Origin of the sequence: Chitinophaga dinghuensis, from assembly GCF_003259435.1 — a bacterium.
GTDB lineage: Bacteria > Bacteroidota > Bacteroidia > Chitinophagales > Chitinophagaceae > Chitinophaga > Chitinophaga dinghuensis.
Genome location: NZ_QLMA01000003.1, coordinates 137,147 through 160,373 on the forward strand (window position 1 = coordinate 137,147; position 23,227 = coordinate 160,373).

Genomic DNA, 23,227 nt, shown 5'->3' on the forward strand with positions numbered 1-23,227 from the left:
CGATATTATATATGAAATTATTGTGTCATTAGTTCCGGATCCATTTAATGATAATGTAATCGGTTATTGGTTTTAGCCGTTTCCATTGTTCAATAGGATGATAACCATCAGCGGTGTAAAACTCCATACCGTTATCAACTTTCACGTACCATACGTTTCCTTTGGAGTATCCTGTAATGGTATCGGGTCTTGTTATTTTTTTAAAATGGTTTAGCTTGAACGTGTCCAGCGCAATTACCAAAGTGTCCCCTAATTTTTGATTACAGGAAATTGGTTCGTAGTGATCGCCTGCCCAAAACATACAACCTTCTTTACCAGTTAACGCCATTATAGGCGTTTTCCTGGGTAATACCCAGACCCCAAGTGATATTAACAAAATGATCAATGCAATTGACATGATAATTTTGGAATACGATATCCGCTGGGGTTTGCCCGGAGGAAGTAGCAATATTGGTCTTTCTACAGTAGGTGGTTCTTTGGATTCCAGCATCTTTTTTTCAGGGATGGCAGGAATTTCTTCTGTTATGAGCACTTTGGTATGCTCTTTTTCTGCTATTACTTCCGATTCGTCCTCTTTTTCAGTAAGATGTGGATTAGTAGGGCTGGAATTATCGGAATTTTCGGAATCCTGTTGGGGAATAAGGGATCCAGGTAGGGCTTTACTTATAATAGTATGTTGAGTGTTTGTCTCATACCGTTTTCCAAACTGAAAGGGTCTGGGCTCAAAGTCAATTAGCCAGGCTAATAGTTCAATGTTTTTTTCATCTGTATTTGTTATTTGCCTCTTCAGGAAATTCACCAACGGCTTAAACTTATCGGTTTCTTTTTTAAATGCCCGAATATAGTCGGTTGGGCTCTCTTGTTTTCCCAAAAAGTTTCTAAGCAAATTTTCATCTTTTACACGAAACCGTTCTGTACAGACAGCGATGCATTCCTCTCTGATTTTGGCTGCTGTTGGGTGTACGAGGTGGTGTGAAAGCGCATTTTTCGCCTTCTTTTGCTCATAGTCTTCCAGGACTAATTTCTGATAATCAATAAACATTATTTAAAGTATAAGGTAAAACCAACTGAATTTTCGGAATCTCAACAGCATTTCAGGAATTTGCCCGGAATTCCCGGAATTATCGGAATTGTTTGCTAATCAGGGATTTATGCCAACCTACCTTTGCTTTGAAATCAATTAACCCAGCATTAGCTAGTGGGTTTACTGTACAGAAGTGATTTCATCTCGAGTAATGAAAAGCGGGTGTCTGGAGTCAGTGTGGGAAGTGATTACAGCCATCTGCTATCAACGCTCATCCTTCCTTCCCAAAAACTGTAAGAAGCGCTTCTTACTTCTTCTGCGGTGCAGCCATGGAAGCTGACCGACCCATAACCATCACTTCTAAAACAAAGCAAAATGTTATCAATTTTCATAGTTATTTTCTGGGCATTGGTATGTCCGGACCACAATACAACATCTAATGGTACTCACGGTTCACAAGTGACCACAATGGATACAGGTGGTGAAACTGGGCATGTTCCTCCACATCCTCCCATTCCTCCAACATCGTCAAAATAGACAAATTTAGAGATAAGGCAAGGTGCTCCTTGCCTTATCTTTTCCATCAATAACCAATTATTCCATCCTTTGTTTTTAAATAAGCCTTCCCGAATAGTAAAAAGTGGTCCATATAGCCCCATCAGTAGGATAGTATGTTTATGACGAAAAAAATTATATTTGTTTATGATTGAGTTTTGTAATGTAGTAGAGATGTATTTCATGATTGTCTAGAGATTTTTCTTACCCTGAAAATTATTGATTTGAGAACTCCGTTTTTTTTACTCATCGTATCTGTCTGTCTTCTGGGATGTAAAAAGAAACATGCTGTTATTCCTTTTGCCAGAGAGCCCGATTTTGCCAAGGGAGAATCATTTATCCATGTTCAAAATGACTCCGCTTTTTATTATTTCAATTTAGTGGTATCGAATTCTGGTGATAGTCTACAAATTGCCATGGCTTATAATAGTATGGCAGCCATTCAGTCTGACGAAGGAGATTATTTTGGGAGTCAGGAGAATTTGTTAATGTCCTTACGTTATCTGGATGAAAAAAAGGAAAGGGACTCCTCTTGTCTTTCATCGGATTATAACGAGTTAGGAACGAGTAGCTTGAACCTGAAGAATTATGAGGCAGCCATTCATTATTATGATTTAGCATTGAAATTTGCGTTAAATGATGGTTATAAATTGATCTTTTTGAATAATAAGGCGGTCGTTTATCAGAAGTTAAGGGCCTATACGAAGGCTATTGCAATCTATAACGATATTATTGATAAGAATAAAGCTGATAAACGTGCATATGCCAGGGTATTATCCAACAGGGCAAGAGCCAAATGGTTGCAGGATTCCAGTTACAGCGCCGCTCCAGAGTTCTGGGAGGCATTGCAAATAAGGGTAGCGGAAAAGGATCTTTGGGGGCAAAATGCCAGTTATTCTCATTTGTCTGACTATTATACCCATACCCACCCTGATTCTGCATTAATATATGCCGATAAGATGTACGCCATTTCCCGACAGCTCAGTAGCCCTGATGATGAGCTGGAGGCCTTACAGAAACTCTTGTTGCTCGGTTTCCCTAACCACATACAACGATATTTTGCACGATATCAATTTTTGAATGATAGCTTACAGACTGCTCGTAATAATGCTAAGAATCAATTTGCACTGATCCGATATGATGCGGAAAAAAATAAGGTGGAGAATCTGCGATTACAACAAGAGAATACAGAAAGATGGCTACAAATCATCCAACAGCGGATTATGATTTATGGAGGCATTGTTGTTGTGGCTTTTGGCGTTATTACTACTGTAATTTGGTATCGTAAACGGAAAAAAAGTATTATCCGTGAACAAGCGCTAAAAGCATCTAAAAAAGTCCATGATGTAGTTGCAAATGGTATATATCGCACCATGACTGAAATCGAGCATAATGATGTTATAGAGAAAGATAAGCTGTTGGATAACCTGGAAGACTTATATGAAAAGTCCCGCAATATATCTTATGACAAACTGGAGTACAACAGTGTGCCCTATCATGATGAAATTGCACGGCTATTGGGTGTTTTTAAAACAGAAAGAATTTCTGTACTGACTGTTGGAAATGATAAATTATTATGGGAAAGTGTAAGCAAAACAGCCAAAATAGAAGTGAAATATGTACTGCAGGAATTGATGGTAAATATGAAAAAACATAGTGCTGCCAATAAGGTTTTTATAAAATTCGAAAAAATAGCTGATGAAATTAAAATACAATACACGGATAATGGTATTGGATTTTCTGACGAAGTTAAAAAAGGGAATGGGTTGAAGAATACGGTTTCCCGTATAACCAGTATTGGAGGCAATGTTATATTTGGTTCTGGCGAATTAAAAGGCGCTAAAGTATTAATTTCATTTCCAATATTGGTAGCATGATAAATAAAGTATTAGTAGTGGAGGACCATGAAAGTGTAAACGTTTCTTTACAACGCACTCTAACTGAATTGGGCATCGTAGAGGTAGATCACGCTTATTATTGCGATGAGGCGCATAGAAAAGTGAATGTGGCTTTACAGCGCGGCCAGTCCTATGATCTACTTATTACAGATCTAAGTTTTGATGATGACGGATCGGAGCAAAAAATAACTGACGGTGAATCCCTTATACCTGCTGTTAGAAATGTTCAGCCAGACCTAAAGATAATTGTGTTTTCAGCAAAGAACAATCCGGCTGTTATTAAGAAATTGATTGAAAAGCACGCTATAGATGGATACGTCCTCAAAGGTCGTAATGATGCAAAGGAATTATTGACGGCTATAACAGAGGTCTCTAGAAATCAGCTATATTTTCCGCGCTCGTTTCAGCAAATGATGAAGCAGAACAATGCCTTTGATTTTACAGATTTTGACCTTGCGATAATACGATTGTTAGCAGAAGGGGTACCTCAAAAAGATATTCCGGCACATTTACAGAAAAATAATTTTCGTCCTTCGAGTTTAAGTAGTGTAGAGAAGCGTTTGAATAAGATGAGAGAGGAATTGAATTGTACTAAAAATGAACAACTGATTGCCTCCTGTAAAGATATTGGTATTTTATAACCATTAACACCAATTTGAATTCAAGAATGTTTGAATACTGTATATGCCATCGCCATCGCGATGGCATTTTATTTTCTATTAGATCAAGATGTTAATTACCGGATACTCCATGCCATAGCTCATTACAGCATCTTTCTATAAATAATTACTGATTATGGTTTCCCGTAAAAAACGGCAGTTTTCAATCGGTAATTTTGATCTGTATTGTTTAACTATTAAATAGTAATTATGAAAAAGAGATACTGGGTATCCAAGATCCGACAATTAAATGGAGATCACGAAGTGCATGACGAAAGTTGTCGGGCGCTTCCGAAATTCGAGAACAGACAACTACTCGGAGAATTTGCCACCTGTCAGGAAGCCGTCAGAGAAGCTAAAAAAATCTATTTAACAGCTGATGGTTGTAAGATATGTTCCCCCACCTGTCATACCAGGTGATTCAACCGCATATGTCAGCCTTCCTTTCGCCATTATCCCTTAATAAGTTTCATTTTGTAAACCTGCTATCCGTTCTGTAAATATGAGATTTTTGTTACTTGCTTGCTGCTTAAATATCGTCGGTTGTATAGATGATACTACCGTATATGTTTGTAGTAGTCATCATATCAGGAAGTATCATTATCGAGCTGATTGCAGAGGATTAAGTAACTGTCAATATCGGATTGTCAAAACAACATTGAAGCGTGCCGTGAGTGATAATAAGACTCTTTGTGAATGGGAACGGCACTCTTCAAAATTGGATTATTCATGGCATAACTTTTAAAAGCCTTATTCCCCATAAAATATCATCTCCTACTATGGAACTAATCGATCAGCATGTCATTAATGACAACAAGGAAATTTTTGCAAAAATTCAGCATGAACTGCATCATGCATCATCTGAAATACTTCTGGCAACAGGGTGGTTTACAGATGAGGATTTGTTTAATATTTTGTCCGAAAAGCTGGATCAAGGCATATCTATCGAAATCATCATTGCAGATAACCAAGACAATGAAAAACTAGATTTTAACCAGTTAGCTGTAAAGGGCGCAAACGTTTACAAGATAAGGATGAATGGCTATGGTGTTATGAACCAGAAGTTCTGTGTAATTGATAAACGAATTGCATTGCATGGATCTTATAACTGGACTGTTAATGCCAAGAAAAATAACCATGAAAGTATTATCAGTACAAATCATCGGGAGACTATTGATACACTGATTAAGAACTTTAATGAGATCAAGGAAAAAATTAATGAACAGAAAGAGGATCATGCCCCTGATAATGTTGCTACTACAGTAGTTCCTCAACAACCGATCAAAGTGTTAGAACGCCCACCTCTTAAAGTGGAAACTGAATTTGAAAATGTGTTGGATTCGATGATTGCCGCTGAGGTGAAAAGCTTTGATCGCAAATTGCTTAGAGAGCACGGTTTTGAAAGATGTAGCGCCAATAATGGAGATCATCAGGTCCTTTATAAGGCTTTTGATACACTATATTCTGTTTTTATCAATGAAATAGATGCTATTGATGACAAGAAGAGGAGATTGATTGCAAAAATTGAAGAGTTTAAGGCCATAAGCCAAAGTAAACTGGAGAAAGAGCATGAACTGACTGTAAATTTCCTTGAACAGGAGAGCTCTGATAGCAAAGCCAATTTGGAAGTAAAGGGAATAAGATTGTCTGCAGAAATTTCATCTGCGACCCAAAGCATTAAAGAAATTAAAGAAAGTAAAATACCCTATAGTGAGAAAGAAAATGCGGTATTGGATAAACAAATTAAGGTGGCGGAACAAGAGTCGGTAAGACCAAAGTTTAAATGGTTCGAGTTTATCCCGGTAGTTTTTTTTAATATAGCCTTGTTCAGCTATTCATTGATTTTCTATTCGTCCGCAGCCTATATATTACTTTTTGGGGTAGAGGATGCAAAGTTACAGCAGGCACAGAATATTCCCACGGCGCCCGCTCAGGTGTTTAATCCTGAAGCCTTAAGTCTGGCGATGAACAAAACAGGGACTGCTGCTATTTTCATATTTCTTTTTGTATGTATTCCATTGGCATTTGCTTCAGTTGATCATTTTGTTAAACCGCAACATAAGAAATTGGTGGCGATTTTGGGTTTCGTATTTGGAATCCTGGTTTTGGATGGCGCGATAGCCTACAAAGTTGCACAGGCAGTTCATGAAATGAATTATGCACAGGGAAATGTGAATGTACCTTGGTCGGCTAACATGGTTTTATCTGATACTAACTTTTACCTGGTATTTGTGTTTGGCGCTTTTGGACTAGTCTTATTTAAGTTAGCATTTAAAAAATTGATTAACATCTTCGAAGAGCGTAATCCGGATATAATAGCTCAACGCAACCAGCTTAGGATTAAACATCTCAGCGAAGAGATGATCCTGAATTCAGGTAAAATTATGCAGCTTGAAGCAAGCATGATGTTGATAGAAAAGGATATCCTACAATTAAAGGCCGGTGTACAACAGACAGATATTGAATTAAGGGAGCTACCTGTCAGACTAAATCAGGAACTACAGAAGAAACGAGTTCAGTTGCTAAGAGATGTAGAAAGTATAGACAGAATTGCCGCTATTTATACAATGCATATCCAGTCAGATAACCTCCCGATTTCTATTGATGCCTTAAAGGACCGGATAAATGTATTTCTGGAGGGTTGGAATGATTTCCTACATAAAGAATATGCAATCGCAAAGGCAACGAATAAAACAACTCAGGCAGCTGAAGTGGCTGCCAGGTGGCAACAGGAGAATATACATGTTCGAAAAATTGACAAACGCGTAAAAATTCCACAGGATGTATAAGTTTTGTATAATCATATTTGTTGCGCTTATTTCCTTCAAATGCAGGCCCTCGCAGAAAAATATTAAGGAGGGATTAACAGGAAATGTACTATCAGTAACACATTTTAATATTTTGTTTGCACAGGATATGTCGAATCGTGTAAACCCACAGCGGTACCAACGACCGCTGAATGATGTGGATATTTTATCCATCTTCACTAGTAATCTATATCCTACCATTCTCCGATTTAAAAGAACTGAGTATCAACAGGATAAGCTAACCATTGATTTTATTAATAAAGGATTAATCAATCAGTACGGAGTCAATACTGATAAACTATTTATTGATTTCGGCCGATTCAGCAACCAGAATGAAAGAATTAGCTATATCATGGGACGAGACAGTGTTAGGGGGACTTTGAAAAATGATATCGATGAGATGAGGATGGAATTTTCCCGCGTTAATAATTTGGCTGTTGGGCAGAATACGGGCTCTGATATCTGGAGTTATTTTAATCAGGGAATTGATGAAAGAAGAGTGCTACTTCCTGAGAAAACGGTGAAGTACCAGCGCAATTCCTATGTGAATAACTATCGTAATATTTTAATCCTGGTAACAGATGGATATATCGAGGCTGGTATATACAATAAGGGAGTGGATTTGAGCCAGAAAAGTATTAATCAGTTCAGAAATGCTTTTTTGGCTTCGCGTGAGCAGGATATGCAACTTTTTCTGGAGAAACATAAGCAGTTTCAAATAAAACCGGTTAATAATGAATATTTAAGTAATCTGGAAATACTGGTAATGGAACTTTATGATCGGTCGTTATCGTCAGGAGGAGCAGCAACAAAGCATCCAACAGATATGGAGATTATCAAACTACTCTGGACAAACTGGTTGCAACAATCTAAGGTAAAGCGGTTTGAACTCCATCCTTATGCCTCCTCGAAAGACGAAGCAGAGAAGATTGTACTCCACTTCCTGGGTATTCCCAAAGTATAAAATTAATCTTTTGCCTAAAATTAAACTGTAAGCTATGGGTTGGTCTTATCGTAAATCTATTAGTGCCGGACCATTCAGAATGAACTTCTCGAAAAAAGGTATAAGTTATTCGGTAGGGGTAAAAGGTGCCCGTATTAATATGGGGCCAAGAGGGACATTCGTAAACCTAAGTGCAAATGGTATCAGTTATCGAAAGAGAATATCCCCACCTGTTTCCCATCCACCTTCTCCTTCTCCTTCACCTTCCTATGAAACCCTCCCTGAAGGTATACCGAATAACATCACTTCCTCGCCGATAGAGGCTCTGACAGATACGGATTCTCATAATTTTATTACGGAGCTGAATCAAAAATCTGCACAAGTACCATATGCAGGGAGAGTAAAATTGCTATTGTTTATTATACTAGGTATCTTATTATTTGTTTCTTATGGGAAACAAGAAATCTTAGTACGCCCAGCACTAGATACAGCCTTTGCAAAGATCATTGTAATTAAAGGCGCCAACATTCGGAAGGAGCCAAATGTTAAGTCCGATATTTTACAAACTGTAGGATATGATGAAACCTTTGCTTTACTAGATACATCGAATATACAGTGGCTTAAAGTAAAGCTATCTGACTCTTCCGGATATATTAAGCGAGACCTGGCGATGGTGGTGCATCAATCATATGAAGCAGTGATGGAAGAGGAGTGGCACCAGGTGAATGATTATTTGTGGTATGAGCTTATTTTCAGTGTGCTTTGCTTTATCCCCCTCACTTCTTGGTTGAAAAGGTTAGATAAGCAAAGGTTTGCGATGGAATTGCAATATGATATGGATGATAGATATCAACAAGTGTATCAGCAGTTCAAAGCGCATTTTATCACTTTTTCTCAGACTTCAAGAATTTGGCAGTACTTGAATGTTCAGGGTACAACAGATTTCAAACGAAATGGCGGAGCGGGAAGTTTGATAAAGAGGACAAGGATAAGCAGTTTTTCGGACAATAAAATGCCGATCCCATACTTCATTACTAATGTGGATATCCCATGGATTTCACTTAGTAATATGGAACTGTATTTTTTACCTGAGCGACTACTGATAAAGCGAGGAAAGGATTTTGCTGCAGTATTTTATAAGAATTTGCAGATAAGATGCCATGTTTCCAACTTTATTGAATCAGAATCGTTGCCTCCAGATGCAAAGGTTGTTGATTACACATGGCAATTTGTGAATAAAGCCGGGGGCCCGGATAAACGGTTCAATAATAACCGCAGACTCCCTGTATGTGCATATTCACAATATACATTTACATCTGATACAGGAATCTTTGAGGTCATTTCTACATCAAAGCAATTCGCAATGGACGACTTAGCTACTTTTTTAATGAAGATTGGCGCCTTTCAAACCAAGATGGGAGAGTGTTACCAATAAGTAATAGGAATAAAAAAAATATAGATAAATACACACAAACCACGGGCCTTCAAGTCCTTTAACTTAAAGACCCGTGGTGCTGATGATTCCTCTATTACCCACTCGCTACTGAATCTTCGCCGAGCTCATTTTATCATTTGCATTTGGGGATAATCCTCCAAACCAGCTGTTATCGCTGGTGAGTGTCCAGGATTGGCCTGAGAAATTATCATCTGCATACATAATAACAGTCCAGCCGGAAGGGATCTTTACGGAAGAAGCCCAATCATTTACCACACCTTTTGCCTGGAGTTGAGCCAGCGTATAATTGCCTTTGGCAATTGGTTGAGATGCTGTTCCGCCGAAGTTGGCATCCTGATAGAATACGACGCCAGTGGAGCCGCTACCACTGCCGCCTACGGGATTCATGATCTGAATCAGTTGTTGGCTAACGATATAGGTAGGTGCATAGAGGTTATTATCCGTAGAAGAAGTCAACGGGGCATCTCTGTCTATTGCGTAGCTAAATACGCCTCCTTTCTTGCCGGAAGTGGGCTCCCAGCGGGCATAGTCATATGCGCGACCAGTACCGTTTACTGGGTAGGTCACATCGTACCATACATTGGAAGGATAGCCGTTTTCTTCATAGAAAGAGAAGCCTGGAACGAACTGTTTGGACTGAATGTAAGGAGAAAAGGTATTCCAGGTGGACTGTAAGGTGCTGGCGCCACGGCCATAGGCTTGCAGCCATACATAGTCGACCATAGTATATACCAGTTGGAAGAGGCTGTTGCTGCCACTTTGATTGGTATCAAATGTTAGCAGCTTGCCAGTGCCGGATTTTGGACCAAGGTATTTGGAGAGCGCTTTGTATACCCCGGCCATATCTGTCAACGTTTGGCCGGAAGGGTTACTCTCTACATCAATGTCGTATCCATCAAATCCATATTTATTGACGATACTATCCATGATATATTTGGCAGTGAGGTTGTAGCCCACGGTATCATGTGTGGCCCCTGCCACCAGGTTTAAATTGCCCGTGAGGATTACTTTAGTCCCTTTGGTATGTAAGGTATTGATCCACCCCGGTACCTGACTGGCAATAGGAGAAGTGGAAGAGAAGCAAAACAGGATCAGTATATCCAGACTATCAGGCACCTGCGAGAAATTGGTGCCAGACGGAGCTGCGCCATAACAAGGCCCCTGGATGCGATAGAAGCCCGCGTAAATTTCGTGAGGGCGACTTTTATACGCCAGCAGCGTATCTAAAGGAACGGAAAGAGAGGTTGTGGCGCCAGTTGCCTGAACAGATTGGCTGTTGGTTAATAATTCATCGGAGCGTAACTGTTTGGTACAGCTAGTACCAAGGATCAACATAATCAATACGGTTAATAATCTGGATGATAAACACGTTTGTTTCATTTGGTTGAATTTTTATGGTGAATAATGATGCCAATAGAAAAAACCGAATGGGAAATGGTCGCCTCAACATCACTTTCATTGGTTGTAAAACAACGGTTGTTAGAAGTGATTCTTCATTGTCACTGTATGTGCTTAATCGATTTACTTGACTGTTTCAGCTCTCTTTATTCAATTAAATTGCTGGTTTACATAACATTTGGAATTATACTGGTAACGTCACTTCCATTTCAGGAGAATAACTTCAGGCAAGTGACTATTTTCCGGATGGTGCATTGTTCGCTTTAATAATGGGCTTTTAAATTATAGCAAATAATGCGCTGGGTCTGATTATGCGTCGTGAATCATGGAATCGGGTTTATGAAATCAGCTCTTAAAGACAAATAAGATACGATCGACAGATACTGTTAATTTACATTAAAATTGGATGTGTACCGAATATTTTTTCCGGAAGCGATGTTTTTATCTGCCAAATGACCAGTATAAAAGATGGCAGCCTAATTATCTTATAAAATGGATTAAAATTTTTAAGTCCATTTACAGATGATATATTGAGGAACTAATGCTTATCTATCTATGAAATATTTATTTAGTTTTCTCCTCCTGATCTGCGTAACAACTACGTACGGGCAAATTTCTTTTCCTAAAGGGTTTAAATTAATAAAAGGTGATAATCTAATGGGAGAAGATGACAGGTACTCCAATGGAAAAGACGTCTTCCAAACACATCTCTTCTGGAGATCCTATGATAACTACACCTGGAATGATGATAATGTAAAACTGGATATCTCCAAAGGCTATGGGTTTCCTATGTATCGGACCACAGATAGCCTCTTGTGGGGAACTGGGAAAACCGATGAACTATACTTTTATGTAGTAGTTGACTGGAATGGAGAGATATTTGAACTGTTTTCCAGGGAGAATGATGCCGACTTCGCGGGGTATTCGAAATGGCTGATCACTTCAATGCGGGAATATCGTAAAAAAGGGAAAACGTTTTTATTTCCAAGGAGAATAATGAAATAGAAACTTTTATATCACCTGGCAATGGTTCAGTAAAAAATAAAGCCTTCAAATCGAAAAATTTGAAGGCTTTGATAATATTCGAACTCTTGCTCCGGATTTAGAGGGGAGCGCCGGTTCCAGCTATTTATTTACAAATTCGATTGCTTTGGCTAATAGCGGATCACGATTCTCAATGAGATCAGCAACAGTATACTGGACTTCAATATCAATTGGAATACCTTTTCGTTGCGTCTCTGTTCCATCAGGGAAATAGATCCCTAAACCCGAAAAAGCTATTTTGTATCCGCCTGGGAGTATAGTTCGGGTTACATTTCCGTCTGCTCCTGCCGTCTGATTGCCTATTATCGTTACATTTTTGGAGGTCAGTAAAGTCATGCAAGCCCATTCGGCTGCGCTTTGTGTGCGACTGTCAACCAGTAAAATGATTTTACCCTTGTAAGGATTGGGGTTATGCCTTCCGACCTGCGAATAAGCCGTACCCTCATTCGATATCATATAATTGAATCTGCCTGGCAAACTGAAATCAGGATAAGTATTCCTGGCGTATAACTCAGGCTGGGAGAGGAGATATCCTGGAACTTGGTAGGTACCTGTTCCCTCCATGGGATAGTTTCGCATATCGAAGATTATCGCTTTGGTATTCCATAACGATTTCATTACGCTATCCAGATTTTTATAATGTAGATTACTAAAGAAGACATAACCGATATTGCCTTCCAGGATCTTCGCGGTTATCTTGCTATTCATCTGAAAAAAATCAAGGTAGTCTTTCAAGAAATCCCGTTCTATTTGTGGCAAAACCATGTTGAACTTCTTTCCATCTTTACTGATACTTCCATATTGCGCCTGCGCTGAATGGGTGTTAAGTATAAAAGCATGCATGGATTTAAGCTTGCCACCGGCATTTGAAGCGGGTACATCCTCCCAAAATGTTTTGATTAAACGGGAAATGGGAACACCGTTGATAGATGTCAGGGTTGCGCCAACTTGCAATCTGGCATCATGTGCCAGCGTACTGTCGATGATTTTTGTTACCACTGCCTTTCCTTCTATCAAACGGAAGTTGAAAGGAGGCATATATTTACCAGCTATATGTTTGAATACCTCTGGCCATAAACCGCCGTGTGAGTCGTTTATTGAGGCTGCCATTCGTACAATGGCCCGATAATAGGACAGCGTATCATTAGAGTTTATCATAACGGGAATCATCTCTTGCTGCACTTTATCCCATGGCTTGCCTATCGCATATTTGTATGGGTAGTAGTAATTGATGACGTTCCAGAATCTGAAGAGTCCCAGCAAGCGATATTTGACATCGGGAAGCAACATGTCTTTATATGGTTTTTCATTAACGGTGGCGACGGTACTATCCATGGCATCACCGGGAAGTGCATAGAAGTTTTTTCCTCTGTGAGGATGAGTCGCTATATAGTATAGCTTTTCCTTCTGCGCATTACTCAAGTATCTTGCACGTTTGATCCACGATATATCATAGTTGCTATATCTTATGGAATGGTCTGTTTCAGGCGAATAATAGCTAGCAGTATCAATACCAGCCACCGTTAATAAGTTATCTATTGCGCTATGGAAACCGTTAGTGTATTTGGAGGATAATAGGTTACTTATATTAGCAATTACCACACTGTCCCAATCATATTTGCCACTCGCAATCTCAGGATGGTAATACTTTAAAAGTCCCCATGTTCTGGACAGCTCACTAAGTTGATGACATTGTACTGTAGATTGTGCAAAAGCGGTTGTTGTTGCCAAAATTATAATCAGGATGGTGGTATAAATGTTTTTCATACCGCAATATTAGCCAGGCAATATGCCAAAGAGATATTTATTCGATGAAATCAGTTTCTTGCTTGCCGGACAGTTATCTTCTTCACTTCGACCTGTAAAACCACCGGTTCATCTAAAATCTTTCCTGAACTTGCAAAGGATGTTTAATTTTAGCGAATGCGTTTTCGACCCTTTGCACTCAGCTACCAAAAGAAGGGCCTGCTGGCTGAGTCGTTGTATTTATTTGTGATAGGCGTATTAAGCCCTTTTGCGGTAGGGCTGCAGATATTCAGTCAGTTTTCATTCACATGGAGCCTTGTGCTACTCAATATTTTTCAGTTACCTGTAATCATATTATTCTATCGTATCTATTTACCTTACACGATAGGGAAAGGCAGATTCTTATTAGCTGTGGCTTTGTTTCCAGTATACATATTGGTGTATGAATTGGGTTCCAGGTGGAGTAGTCTTGTAATGATTCATCTGCCATTTATACCGAAAGTATACCGGGACAATCTTTTAAGCGCGCATCCGGAAGACCTGTCAAAAGGTTACTTTAACCAATCCCTGGGTTACACCTGTTTAGTGTTGCTGGCTGCCTCTTCGTTGTACGTCGTGAAGCTACTATTTAAGAAACAGCATTACCTGGCTGTGGCGGAGACGGAAAAACTGAAACTGGAGCTGAATCAATTAAAAATCCAGATACAGCCTCACTTTTTTTTCAATACGTTAAACAACATCTATTCATTGAGTGTGCAACAATCGCCAGGCACACCCAAGATGATTGAAGGGTTGTCTTCGATTATGAGGTATGTGATTTATGAGTGCCGCCATGAAACGGTTAGATTGGAACAGGAAGTAGAATTTATCAGAAACTACATCTATTTAGAAAATATACGACATGCTTCCATGAATCTGATTGATTTCAGTATCCAGGGAGAGATAAATGATATCCATATTGAACCGTTGCTCTTTATGCCATTAATTGAGAATACCTTTAAACATGCCCTCCATCAGCATATGCCAGAGAAATGGGTTAAAATGGTGTTATCAATTGATGAAAATGAGCTTATCTTCCAAATCTCTAATGCAAAGAACTTATCGGCAAAGACCACAGAGAATAACTATGGAGGGATAGGTTTGGTAAATGTACGAAAACGTTTAGCATTGCTTTATCCAGACAGACATGAATTGGTTATTCATGATGAGCCAGATACCTTTACCGTAACCTTAGTAATTAGCATTTCATGATTAATTGTATTGTAGTTGATGACGAACCGCTGGCGAGACAGCTACTTGTTTCTTATATCGATCAGATAGCAGATCTGCATTGCCTGGGCTGTTATAATACCGCGATGGATGCTTTTGTTGTACTTCAAAGCCAGCCGGTAGATTTGATGTTTTTGGATATCGATATGCCTGGCATCAATGGGTTGAATTTTGTCAAATCCATCCGGAATCCGCCCAAAGTGATATTTATTACTGCACACGCTGAATACGCCGTAGATGCCTTTGAACTGGAGGCGGTTGACTATCTTGTTAAACCTGTTTCCATTGATCGGTTCCTGAAATCGGTTCAGAAAATCGTACAGCCAGTCAAGGCGAAACAGGAGGAAAGGGATACCTTACAAACATCCAGTATCTTCCTTAAAGTAGACAAACGTTTAATAAAAGTGGACTTTTCTGACATCCGATACATAGAGGCATTGGGTGATTACTTAAAGGTCCATATCACGGGTGGTACTTTGGTGAGCTATATCCCTATCGGGAAAATTGAGTCTTTACTTCCTGCTTCAAAATTCATAAGAATACATCGGTCAACTATTATCAATGCCAGTTTTATCCAATACCTGGAAGGAAATTTCATCGTAGTGGATGGCATACAACTCTCCGTAGGACTTACTTATAGAGATGCCTTGGTAAGAAGATTGTCCTGACGTTAAAAAATGAAATCATGAAATGCCGTAAACGCAAAAAAGTCACACCATAAGATGTGACTTTTTTTATGCGGATTGAACCTATTTGTAAAAAGTGATAGCGATGGATTTGCCTGGAAATGAAGCGATTGATAGGTGAGATAGGAATAAAAAATTTAAAAACGACTAAATCCTTGATTGATGATTAATCATTAAAGAGATAGCCTATTTGTATTACTTCCTCAATAAATGTATCTTTTATGTGTACCAATGCCTCTTTAGAACTATTAAAGAAAATAGAATTATGAAACGAAAAATTCTCAGAATTCTCAAATGGACCTTTTTATTACTGCTATGCATATTTTTCTTCAGGGCTTGTATTCCTTCAAAACAAGATACCCCATCCATTAAGCCAAGGCTCTCTACTAAATATTGGGATCTAAAAACAGGGTCTAGGATTGCATATACTTTTATTGAAGGGAAGGGTAATAAAAAGCCTTACCCTATTATTTATTTACATGGAGGACCGGGTGGATATGTGCATTCAAAAGTGATAGAAGTTCTTGGGCGACTATCCGAAGAGGGGTTTGATGTTTATTTGTATGATCAAATTGGAGGGGGCTTATCTGCCAGGCTCGATAACGTAAATGAATATACGGCAACTCGTCATCAAAAAGACCTGGAGGCTATTGTAGCGCTTTTAAAAGCAGAAAAGGTAATTTTAGTAGGACAATCCTGGGGAGGAGCTTTAGCAACTCTATTTACCGCGGACAATCCCGGTAAAGTTGACAAAATAATACTTACCTGTCCAGGTGCTGTAAAACCAGTAATTGATTCTGTGGAAAAGTTGAAGGCTCCGGCTAGTTTAAATCTCAAAGATCCCTTAGATGTCAACGGTAGTGTGATTTCATTTTTATTGAAACCAAGATACATTGCAATTCGTGTTTGGGCATTATTGGGAAAGAAAATAGCAAGTGATGAAGAAGCGGATAGCTATCTCAACAAAATGGCTGAAAAATTTACTAAAGGACTTGTTTACGATTCCTCAAAGATATTGCCTGAAGAAGGTGGCGGCGGCGGTTATTGCAACATTAAAACACCTACAAGTTATAGCAAACTTGAAGACCCACGACCAAAACTTATTAATAACAATATTCCTGTTTTAATATTAAAAGGTCAGTACGATAATATTCCCTGGGGCAATACAAATGAGTATAAAGACATTTTTAAAAACAGTCAATTAAAAATAATTGAGAAGGCAGGACACGATATTTATATTGAAAAGCCTGACGAATATTTACAAGCAATGCAATTATTTTTAACTCAGCCTTCGTGATCATAAACAGCAGCCAGGCGAATGGCCTATAATGCGCCGTGAATTAGCTGATCAGAGCGTAGAAGTGTGGATTTGCTCCCCAGACCTGTTACGGATCAATATTTTTAATGATGAAGGATAAAGCTTATTGAATTATGTTTCATGCGAAAAAGGCTTCAAATCGAATGATTTGAAGCCTTTTAAATTTTGCGGGGCAGAGGGGACAATTTTCGAAGCTTTTTGTTGATAATTTATCTAAAATTCAGACATTTATTAGCAGTATAAATTGAAATTATGAACAAATACGAAAATTGCCTCAGTTTGTTTTGCGAGGATTTCAATATTGATACACCCTCTCTTTTATTCTGTTTTTGCCAAATATCCCTCCAGCAAATGCACGGCTTCCTCAAACGCCGCCCTACTTCCGATCCGCTGCAATGCCTTTGATTGTTTGAGTATCAGATCCCGGCACTTCGGATGCTTTTCCATACCACTCTGTTTATATTGATCTCCAGCTAATTTATAAAACGATACAGCTACCTGGAAAGCATTCGCCTGTGTACCTTGTTGTTCCAATTCTGCTGTGCCAGCCATTACAATATAAGCATCTGCCAGTAATACTCGATTGTCAGTTGTCATTTTGGTCGGGTCAATTGCCTTCAGGCGGGCGATTTCAATTTTAGCCTGTTGCTTAGCGCCTTCAAAATTACCGTCCTGTAAATAGGAGTCAGCCAGCTTTACTCTTATTGCAGAATTATCAGGTGATTTTAACAACAGGTATTGCAATAATTCTGTTTTTACAATTTTGAGGGTTTCTTGCTGTTCGTTTTTGTAAAAATTGAATAGCTCATCACACAATTCATTTGGATATTGCTTCATGACATTTCCCACTTCCAGTAATTCCCTGATGGCGGTAAATTCATTGGGTTGGTAGTCTCTCAGATATTTAATAATTTGTGCTATTCTTGGTCTGCTATCAATTTCCATTCTAATGATCAGGTTCGCTGTACCCTGTACGAGATTCTTGCCTGGTTCTTCAATAAATGCCAGTAAGGAGAGATTCTTTTTCATACCATCGAAGAAGGAACCATTTTCCATAGTGGCAGTTAATACCTGCGTTTCGCGATCCACCTGCTTGGCCGAAATTCGCCAGTTTGTTTCATCAATTCCTGTGAAGATGTTGACCTGGTCCGCATTTTTGTAATCATGTACGATTTCTCTGTATCGTTTAGCTCCAATACCCAGAAAGCCGCCTCTTTTCTTTTCCACTTCATAAGGGCGTAAGTCAACCGTACCTCTGATGGTTATTTTTACGCTATCGCCAAGACTAATCAAGGGGCGATAAGGGCCATTGAATAACACCTTCTGTGGGGATTGCCAGGCGTAGGTGATATTGCCTTCCAGGTTTTGGCCGTGGATAATTCCTGCATATAGCAAATAGATACAAAGGATGAAAAATATCTTAGTGCCCATAAATTTCAGTTGAATTACCGTTATCAAATCTGGTTATAGATCCCGCATATAGGGTTTTGTTCAATAATGCGTTTTTGATGGCACTTTCATACCGCTCGTATTCTTCCGTTGAACAAATCAACTGATAGTTCTCAGGTGGGGATCCCTTTATTGTTTGCAGTTTTACCAGGTATAGGTATTTATTTTTGTCGTCCTCTTTCTTAATTCCTTTCAGCGAAGACTGTACAGCAAACACGAAATAGCATTTGTCCATTTGGGCTGTTGCTGAACTCGCCCGAAGTTCTAATTCCCATTTGCTCCTGAAGTTATAGCCTTCAAAGTAGGCCGGGATGTAATCCACTCCTGGCGCTTTTACCCAACGGGTCCGGAGATTTTGAATGACATTGGGATCTGACAGCTCTGGTCCATCTGCACCTGTTCTTAACCGTTCTTCCGTGCTTTTCTTTGGTGCTTTTCGTTTCAGTAATTGTAAATCACCACTTTCATTTAATGATACTCCAGGATGGCTGATTGAAATGGGGACATCCAGAGACCTACCGTCTTTGTCCACTGCGAGAAAAGCTACCATTATGGTTTTGATGGAGGAATTGGATGCGTCAAGATTCCAACGATTCTGATTGGACAATGGTTCTGATAGATCGAGTGGAAATTTGTAAGAAGGATTGCTGGAATAGCTTGCCCCTTTCTTCCAGGTAGTGAGGTCTTTCCATTCTTTAGCGAAGTCTTTGCTCAATTCTACCCTGATTAGCCTGATTTCTGTTTCATCTGCATCTGCAGAACCGAATTTCAGGGACTTGTCATAGTTTTCAACCAAGGCTGCATGGCGCTGCCAGTAATTATGAAGGGAATCGATATCCTGACGGGAACTTGAGATATCCGGGGTTTCTATCCACTCGAATAAGCGGATGGATTCATCTAGTGCTAGGCGTAAGTTGGAGTTGTCGGTGTATAATAGCTTGTCAAGCGTATTATCTGCACCATACCAGAAACTACTGGCTTTATTCAGGCGATGATAGTAGTAACGGAGACGTTCTGCATAATAGTAAAATATTGGCAGCTCTATTGAGATCTTTCTGCGTAAGCCAAAAAGTTTATCATCCAGTACATTTGCAACGAGCTTATCGTACTCTTCAAATCTTTTACCACTCAGTTCGAGGTTGATTTGAGCGATTTCTTTTTCGTACACAGCGATCTGGCTGTTACGTCTGGAAGATTGTAGTTGTTCAAGTCTGTTCAATGTTTCTGTACGTAAGGCGATTTTTTTATTGTAGGCGTCTTTTAGTTGATCGATGAGATCACTGTTATCAAGCACTGCACCTAATACATCCATGACTGAGGATATCGCTGTTCCTACGCCGGGAAAGGCCATGTCTACGGCTCTGGCGGTCATATCTCTCATGGCTTTGTTTTGTGCTTCGCCACCAGTTTGCGTTTCGTTGACATAGAAGTTTTCTATGTCCATAGATGGGAGCTCTTTGTAGAGGTTATCCCCTTTATCTTTCCGGTAGTTCTCCATGATGACGGTACCGATCGCTAGTTTGTAAGCTTCATTTTGTATCAAAGTGTCTTTTGCCTTATTGCCAGAGGTTTTGAGCCTTTCCTGGAATACCTCATAGATATCCTGTTTGCGTTTTGGATTGTTTCCGGGGTCTTGTAATTTAGCGTCCTGCCATAGTATTGCGAAATCCGCGGAGAAGAACTTAGATGTCCACTCTGATTTTATTTTAGGAAACGACATCAGACGTTTTGCGAATTCGATTACGTTACCTGCGAGTTTAATCTTTGTAGGATCAAAATAGAGTTTGTAACTGTAGGTGCCTAAGATAAGGCTATCTTCTTTTATCCGAATCTCTACATCATCATGAACGGGAAGGTATAAATAGCCATCCTTTGCGATTGTCCATTTATTGGATAATGTTTTGAGTTTTACAAACAAGTCATTGTCGTTGGTGACATTTAACAGAATTCTCAGGTCGCTTTTGGCGGTTGCCGACAACAAGGCTGTGAAGGCATTTGGAGCTTTTGCAAAGAATTCTTTGAATATTATTTCCTGCACCTCCAGGTTATTGTTGTTTGTCAGCAATGTCTGCATTTTCTCCCAAAGGAAGTCGTTGATGTATTTTGGATCTTTGTCCTTAAAGTAGTTAATGATCTTTGGGTCGAAGATTGTTTCAATTAAAACAGCTTTGATGACGGAGTCTCTGCCACTCATCTGAATAGCGGTAAACAGGGGTTTTAACTTGCTATAATTGTCTGATAGGCTTTTTAGCTCATCTTTCATTTTTGCAAATTTCTTTATGTCCGGATTGTTCAGGATGGTATCGAGTATACTTGAGCCTAGCTTTAACAGGGCATCGTATTTTTTTTCCTGGAATGCTTCATAGGCGGCCCGTGGAAATCCGGTATATTTATTAAATGCGTCTTCGTATTCGGGGAAGTAGCCGGAATTGGCTACATAGTCTGTTAATTTCACCCAAGAGTCAAAGCCGCCATTCTTTAATTCAGCTGCTTTAGCAATGATTTCTGTGGCTTTGCTTTTTAGTTCTTCTACTGATCGATAGTTTCTCTTTAAGTTATTCCATTCCTTTTGTGTTTCTGTATTTAGCAGGCCCATTTCAGATAAGGCATCTCCAAATCCCATGATTTGATCGGGATAGAACATGTTTTTACCATTGATGGTGGCTTTGATGGCTTCTAAACCTTGTTTGGCTTTGTTGTAATAATCATAAGATGCCTGCGCTGTATTAAAGATGTCATTGGCGCTACCCAGCAGGGAATTTTTAATATCAGGATTTGCATCCAGGAAATCGAAGGCGGTTTGTTTGATGTTTTTGGAGAGGTCAGGTATACCGTTGATACGGACGCCGATTGCGCATTCTGAGACAGCTTTTGTTATGCTGGCGACAATCTTTTGTTCATTTTTTTTCAATTCATCTTCGTATCCTTTTACTCTTTTTGACAATTCTTTTTGCTCTTCTTCAATGGCTTTTAGACGGTTTTTCAGACTGAGGATCTGATCTCCGTAGAAGTCAATGTTGGTGTTTGCAATTTCGTTCTTTTGCAGGTTTATTTCATGGGTATATTGGTCTTTTGATTGTTGGATCATGTTTTTGACAGATTCCTGGGTAATTCTGTCCTTATCGTTAATCAGATTCTCAATATTGGTATACAGATCATCAAATTTAGCATAGGCCCTTTGGAAGGTTGCTATTTCATTGGTGGGTATCAGAGGTTGCTGAGAGAATTCAATTCCCCAAAAGGTATAACCGCTTTCTAATAATAGTGTGCGGTAGGCGATGTCTTTTTGCAATAATTTATAATAGAGTGAGTAAAGCGGACCACTATTATTCAATTTATTTACATTGATGCTGTTTGGCCCCGTTCCGGTAAGCTCTGCCGCCAAATGGTAGTATTTTATAGCATTGTCCCGGTCTTCTGCCATGTATAGCTCATCGGCGAGTTTCTTATAGATGATAGCGAGTTCCATTTGCATATCTTCTCGTCGGTCATTGACGGAGTATTGTGCAATGAAGTCTATGTCATCTTTTGAGAGGTCCCGCCCATAGATCCTCAGATCATTGAGCTGCATGAGCTGGCGGTCGTTTTGATAAAATCCCAGGGTGATGATCTTACTGCTATTGGCAGCCATTGCCTGTTGTATATATGCCTTGAATGCCTGCTGATATGACTGGTTCTTAATGACAATTTCCTGCAGGGTTGGTTTCCCATTGGAAGTAGCTGTTTCAAATAGTGAGAAGCGGATATCAGGATCTGTGGAAAACGTAATCTGTGTGGAACAGTAGTACCATTTATCCTGGGAGAGGGTTTGTAAGGTGTCTGATGTTCCGCCGTTGGTGAAAATTAATTTCGGCTTTTTGTCCAGGGCGGTAATTTTTATTGAAAGTGTGTCCCGTTCAAAGAGGCGTATGGCCAGTAAAGTCCCCAGGGAATCTCGGGTGGCATCTACCTTTTGTGGATCTGTGTCTATCTTGAACCAGTACCCGTAGGTCCTGATGGTGTCGCTGGAGGCGGACAGTTCTTCGCGAATACCAATATGGGTTAATCCTCCGCGGCCGAGCTGGATGAATTTGTCATCTGCATATCTCAAATTGCCTTTGAAGAACTGGCCTTCCGGACTGCCTTCGTTGGTGAGCACCTGGGAAGGTGTGCCAACCTGATCACGAATGTCGCCATCAAAAAGATAATGGTATTTCAACCTGTCGCCTAGTTTTATATCCTGAGTTCGTTGTGCGTTGACTAGCTCATGACTTAGCAGCATGATGGCTAATCCTATTAGCTTTTTCATTGTAGTCAGGGTTTGTGGTTAGTACTTCATGTGGCCAACATAATTCAGCTGGTCGAACCAGGTCATCTCGACAAAGCGCCCAGGGGCAGAATTGCGATTTGGGGGGGCACCATTGTATTTTAGTAAATCTATGCTCATTGCTTTGTAGGCTTCTGCTACCAATTCAGAGCAATAGAATTTTTTGGGGCTACCAAGGGATACTGAGCGTATTTTGTCTAAGAACTTTACTTTAAGTGCCAGCCACTCTTCAAACACTCCACCCAGGTCATAGTCGGCGCCCAATTTGCTTAACAGAAAGGTTTGTATTGTGCTGATGTTCGCGGGTGAAAGCTTTGTTTTTCGAAGTGCGACACTCAATGTATCTGAGGCCATCATGTCTTTGTAGGTGATGATGCGCACGCCGGAACCGACGGCTTCTACAAATTCCGGGTTGTTGGGATTTTTAATGCTGTACACTACCCGGGCATGGCTGATGGGATAGTCTGTCTGGTTCCGAATGATGCGCGAAATGAGTTCGTTTGTTGTTGACAGAATGATATCGCCGACCTGTAAGGCAGTCGGCATGATGGATTGGCCGCCAAATGTTGGACTGAGGGGGGGGAATTCCTGTTGGAAAGCGTTAAACGACAGATTGGGCAATAGAAGCCCGGAAATCGCTACGGATTTCAAGAATACTCTTCTTTTCAT

Annotated in this window: 16 protein-coding genes; 10 read left to right on the forward strand and 6 right to left on the reverse strand. The window is 39.7% G+C overall.

Annotated features, from left to right (window positions below):
• Window positions 1–28: 28 nt before the first annotated feature.
• Window positions 29–1,042, reverse strand: a complete 1,014-nt coding sequence (locus tag CLV59_RS09560; protein ID WP_111591812.1) for a hypothetical protein — start codon at window positions 1,040–1,042, stop codon at window positions 29–31.
• 761 nt (window positions 1,043–1,803) lie between these two features.
• Here CLV59_RS09560 and CLV59_RS09565 point away from each other — a divergent pair.
• The 6 genes from CLV59_RS09565 (at window position 1,804) to CLV59_RS28865 (ending at window position 9,321) form a co-directional block, all read left to right on the forward strand.
• On the forward strand, window positions 1,804–3,456 hold the full coding sequence (locus CLV59_RS09565) for a tetratricopeptide repeat-containing sensor histidine kinase (RefSeq protein ID WP_245950845.1): 1,653 nt from the start codon (window positions 1,804–1,806) through the stop codon (window positions 3,454–3,456).
• The gene (locus tag CLV59_RS09570; protein ID WP_111591814.1) at window positions 3,453–4,118 is read left to right on the forward strand and encodes a DNA-binding response regulator; all 666 of its coding nucleotides are present in this window, start codon (window positions 3,453–3,455) and stop codon (window positions 4,116–4,118) included. The genes CLV59_RS09565 and CLV59_RS09570 overlap by 4 nt, the downstream gene beginning before the upstream one ends.
• A gap of 228 nt (window positions 4,119–4,346) precedes the next feature.
• Window positions 4,347–4,556 carry a hypothetical protein gene (locus CLV59_RS09575; protein ID WP_111591815.1) on the forward strand — a complete coding sequence of 70 codons (210 nt, stop codon included), beginning with the start codon at window positions 4,347–4,349 and terminating at the stop codon, window positions 4,554–4,556.
• A 359-nt stretch (window positions 4,557–4,915) separates the two neighbouring features.
• Complete coding sequence (locus tag CLV59_RS09585; RefSeq protein ID WP_111591817.1) at window positions 4,916–6,925, forward strand: phospholipase D-like domain-containing protein; 2,010 nt, start codon at window positions 4,916–4,918, stop codon at window positions 6,923–6,925.
• 127 nt (window positions 6,926–7,052) lie between these two features.
• Window positions 7,053–7,907, forward strand: a complete 855-nt coding sequence (locus CLV59_RS09590; RefSeq protein ID WP_146616152.1) for a hypothetical protein — start codon at window positions 7,053–7,055, stop codon at window positions 7,905–7,907.
• A 34-nt stretch (window positions 7,908–7,941) separates the two neighbouring features.
• Window positions 7,942–9,321, forward strand: a complete 1,380-nt coding sequence (locus CLV59_RS28865; RefSeq protein ID WP_170137696.1) for a DUF4236 domain-containing protein — start codon at window positions 7,942–7,944, stop codon at window positions 9,319–9,321.
• A gap of 105 nt (window positions 9,322–9,426) precedes the next feature.
• Here the strand turns inward: CLV59_RS28865 and CLV59_RS09600 are convergent, their stop codons facing one another.
• Window positions 9,427–10,722: an EndoS/ChiA family endoglycosidase gene (locus CLV59_RS09600; RefSeq protein ID WP_211323784.1), complete on the reverse strand. Its 1,296-nt coding sequence runs from the start codon at window positions 10,720–10,722 to the stop codon at window positions 9,427–9,429.
• Between the two features lie 573 nt (window positions 10,723–11,295).
• Between CLV59_RS09600 and CLV59_RS09605 the strand changes: the two genes are divergently transcribed.
• The gene (locus CLV59_RS09605) at window positions 11,296–11,745 is read left to right on the forward strand and encodes a hypothetical protein (protein WP_146616153.1); all 450 of its coding nucleotides are present in this window, start codon (window positions 11,296–11,298) and stop codon (window positions 11,743–11,745) included.
• Window positions 11,746–11,865: 120 nt separating this feature from the next.
• On the opposite strand, the gene CLV59_RS09610 is transcribed toward CLV59_RS09605, so the two are convergent.
• Window positions 11,866–13,551: a S41 family peptidase gene (locus tag CLV59_RS09610; protein ID WP_111591820.1), complete on the reverse strand. Its 1,686-nt coding sequence runs from the start codon at window positions 13,549–13,551 to the stop codon at window positions 11,866–11,868.
• Between the two features lie 156 nt (window positions 13,552–13,707).
• Here CLV59_RS09610 and CLV59_RS09615 point away from each other — a divergent pair, with 156 nt between their 5' ends.
• The 3 genes from CLV59_RS09615 to CLV59_RS09625 all read left to right on the forward strand — a co-directional run bounded on the left by CLV59_RS09615 (window position 13,708) and on the right by CLV59_RS09625 (window position 16,782).
• Window positions 13,708–14,781: a sensor histidine kinase gene (locus tag CLV59_RS09615; protein WP_111591821.1), complete on the forward strand. Its 1,074-nt coding sequence runs from the start codon at window positions 13,708–13,710 to the stop codon at window positions 14,779–14,781.
• Window positions 14,778–15,467 (forward strand): LytR/AlgR family response regulator transcription factor, encoded by a 690-nt coding sequence (locus tag CLV59_RS09620; RefSeq protein ID WP_111591822.1) that lies wholly within the window; start codon window positions 14,778–14,780, stop codon window positions 15,465–15,467. The genes CLV59_RS09615 and CLV59_RS09620 overlap by 4 nt, the downstream gene beginning before the upstream one ends.
• Before the next feature lie 283 nt (window positions 15,468–15,750).
• Entirely contained in the window at window positions 15,751–16,782 is a 1,032-nt protein-coding gene (locus CLV59_RS09625; protein WP_111591823.1) for an alpha/beta hydrolase, read from the forward strand.
• Between the two features lie 339 nt (window positions 16,783–17,121).
• On the opposite strand, the gene CLV59_RS09630 is transcribed toward CLV59_RS09625, so the two are convergent.
• Genes CLV59_RS09630 through CLV59_RS09640 form a run of 3 tightly spaced genes read right to left on the reverse strand, consistent with a single transcriptional unit; the run spans window position 17,122 to window position 23,227 of the window.
• Entirely contained in the window at window positions 17,122–18,234 is a 1,113-nt protein-coding gene (locus CLV59_RS09630; RefSeq protein WP_111591824.1) for a tetratricopeptide repeat protein, read from the reverse strand.
• Window positions 18,224–22,540, reverse strand: a complete 4,317-nt coding sequence (locus CLV59_RS09635) for a hypothetical protein (protein ID WP_146616154.1) — start codon at window positions 22,538–22,540, stop codon at window positions 18,224–18,226. The genes CLV59_RS09630 and CLV59_RS09635 overlap by 11 nt, the downstream gene beginning before the upstream one ends.
• An 18-nt stretch (window positions 22,541–22,558) precedes the next feature.
• Window positions 22,559–23,227, reverse strand: coding sequence for a YiiX/YebB-like N1pC/P60 family cysteine hydrolase (locus CLV59_RS09640; RefSeq protein ID WP_111591826.1), 669 nt, complete (start codon window positions 23,225–23,227; stop codon window positions 22,559–22,561).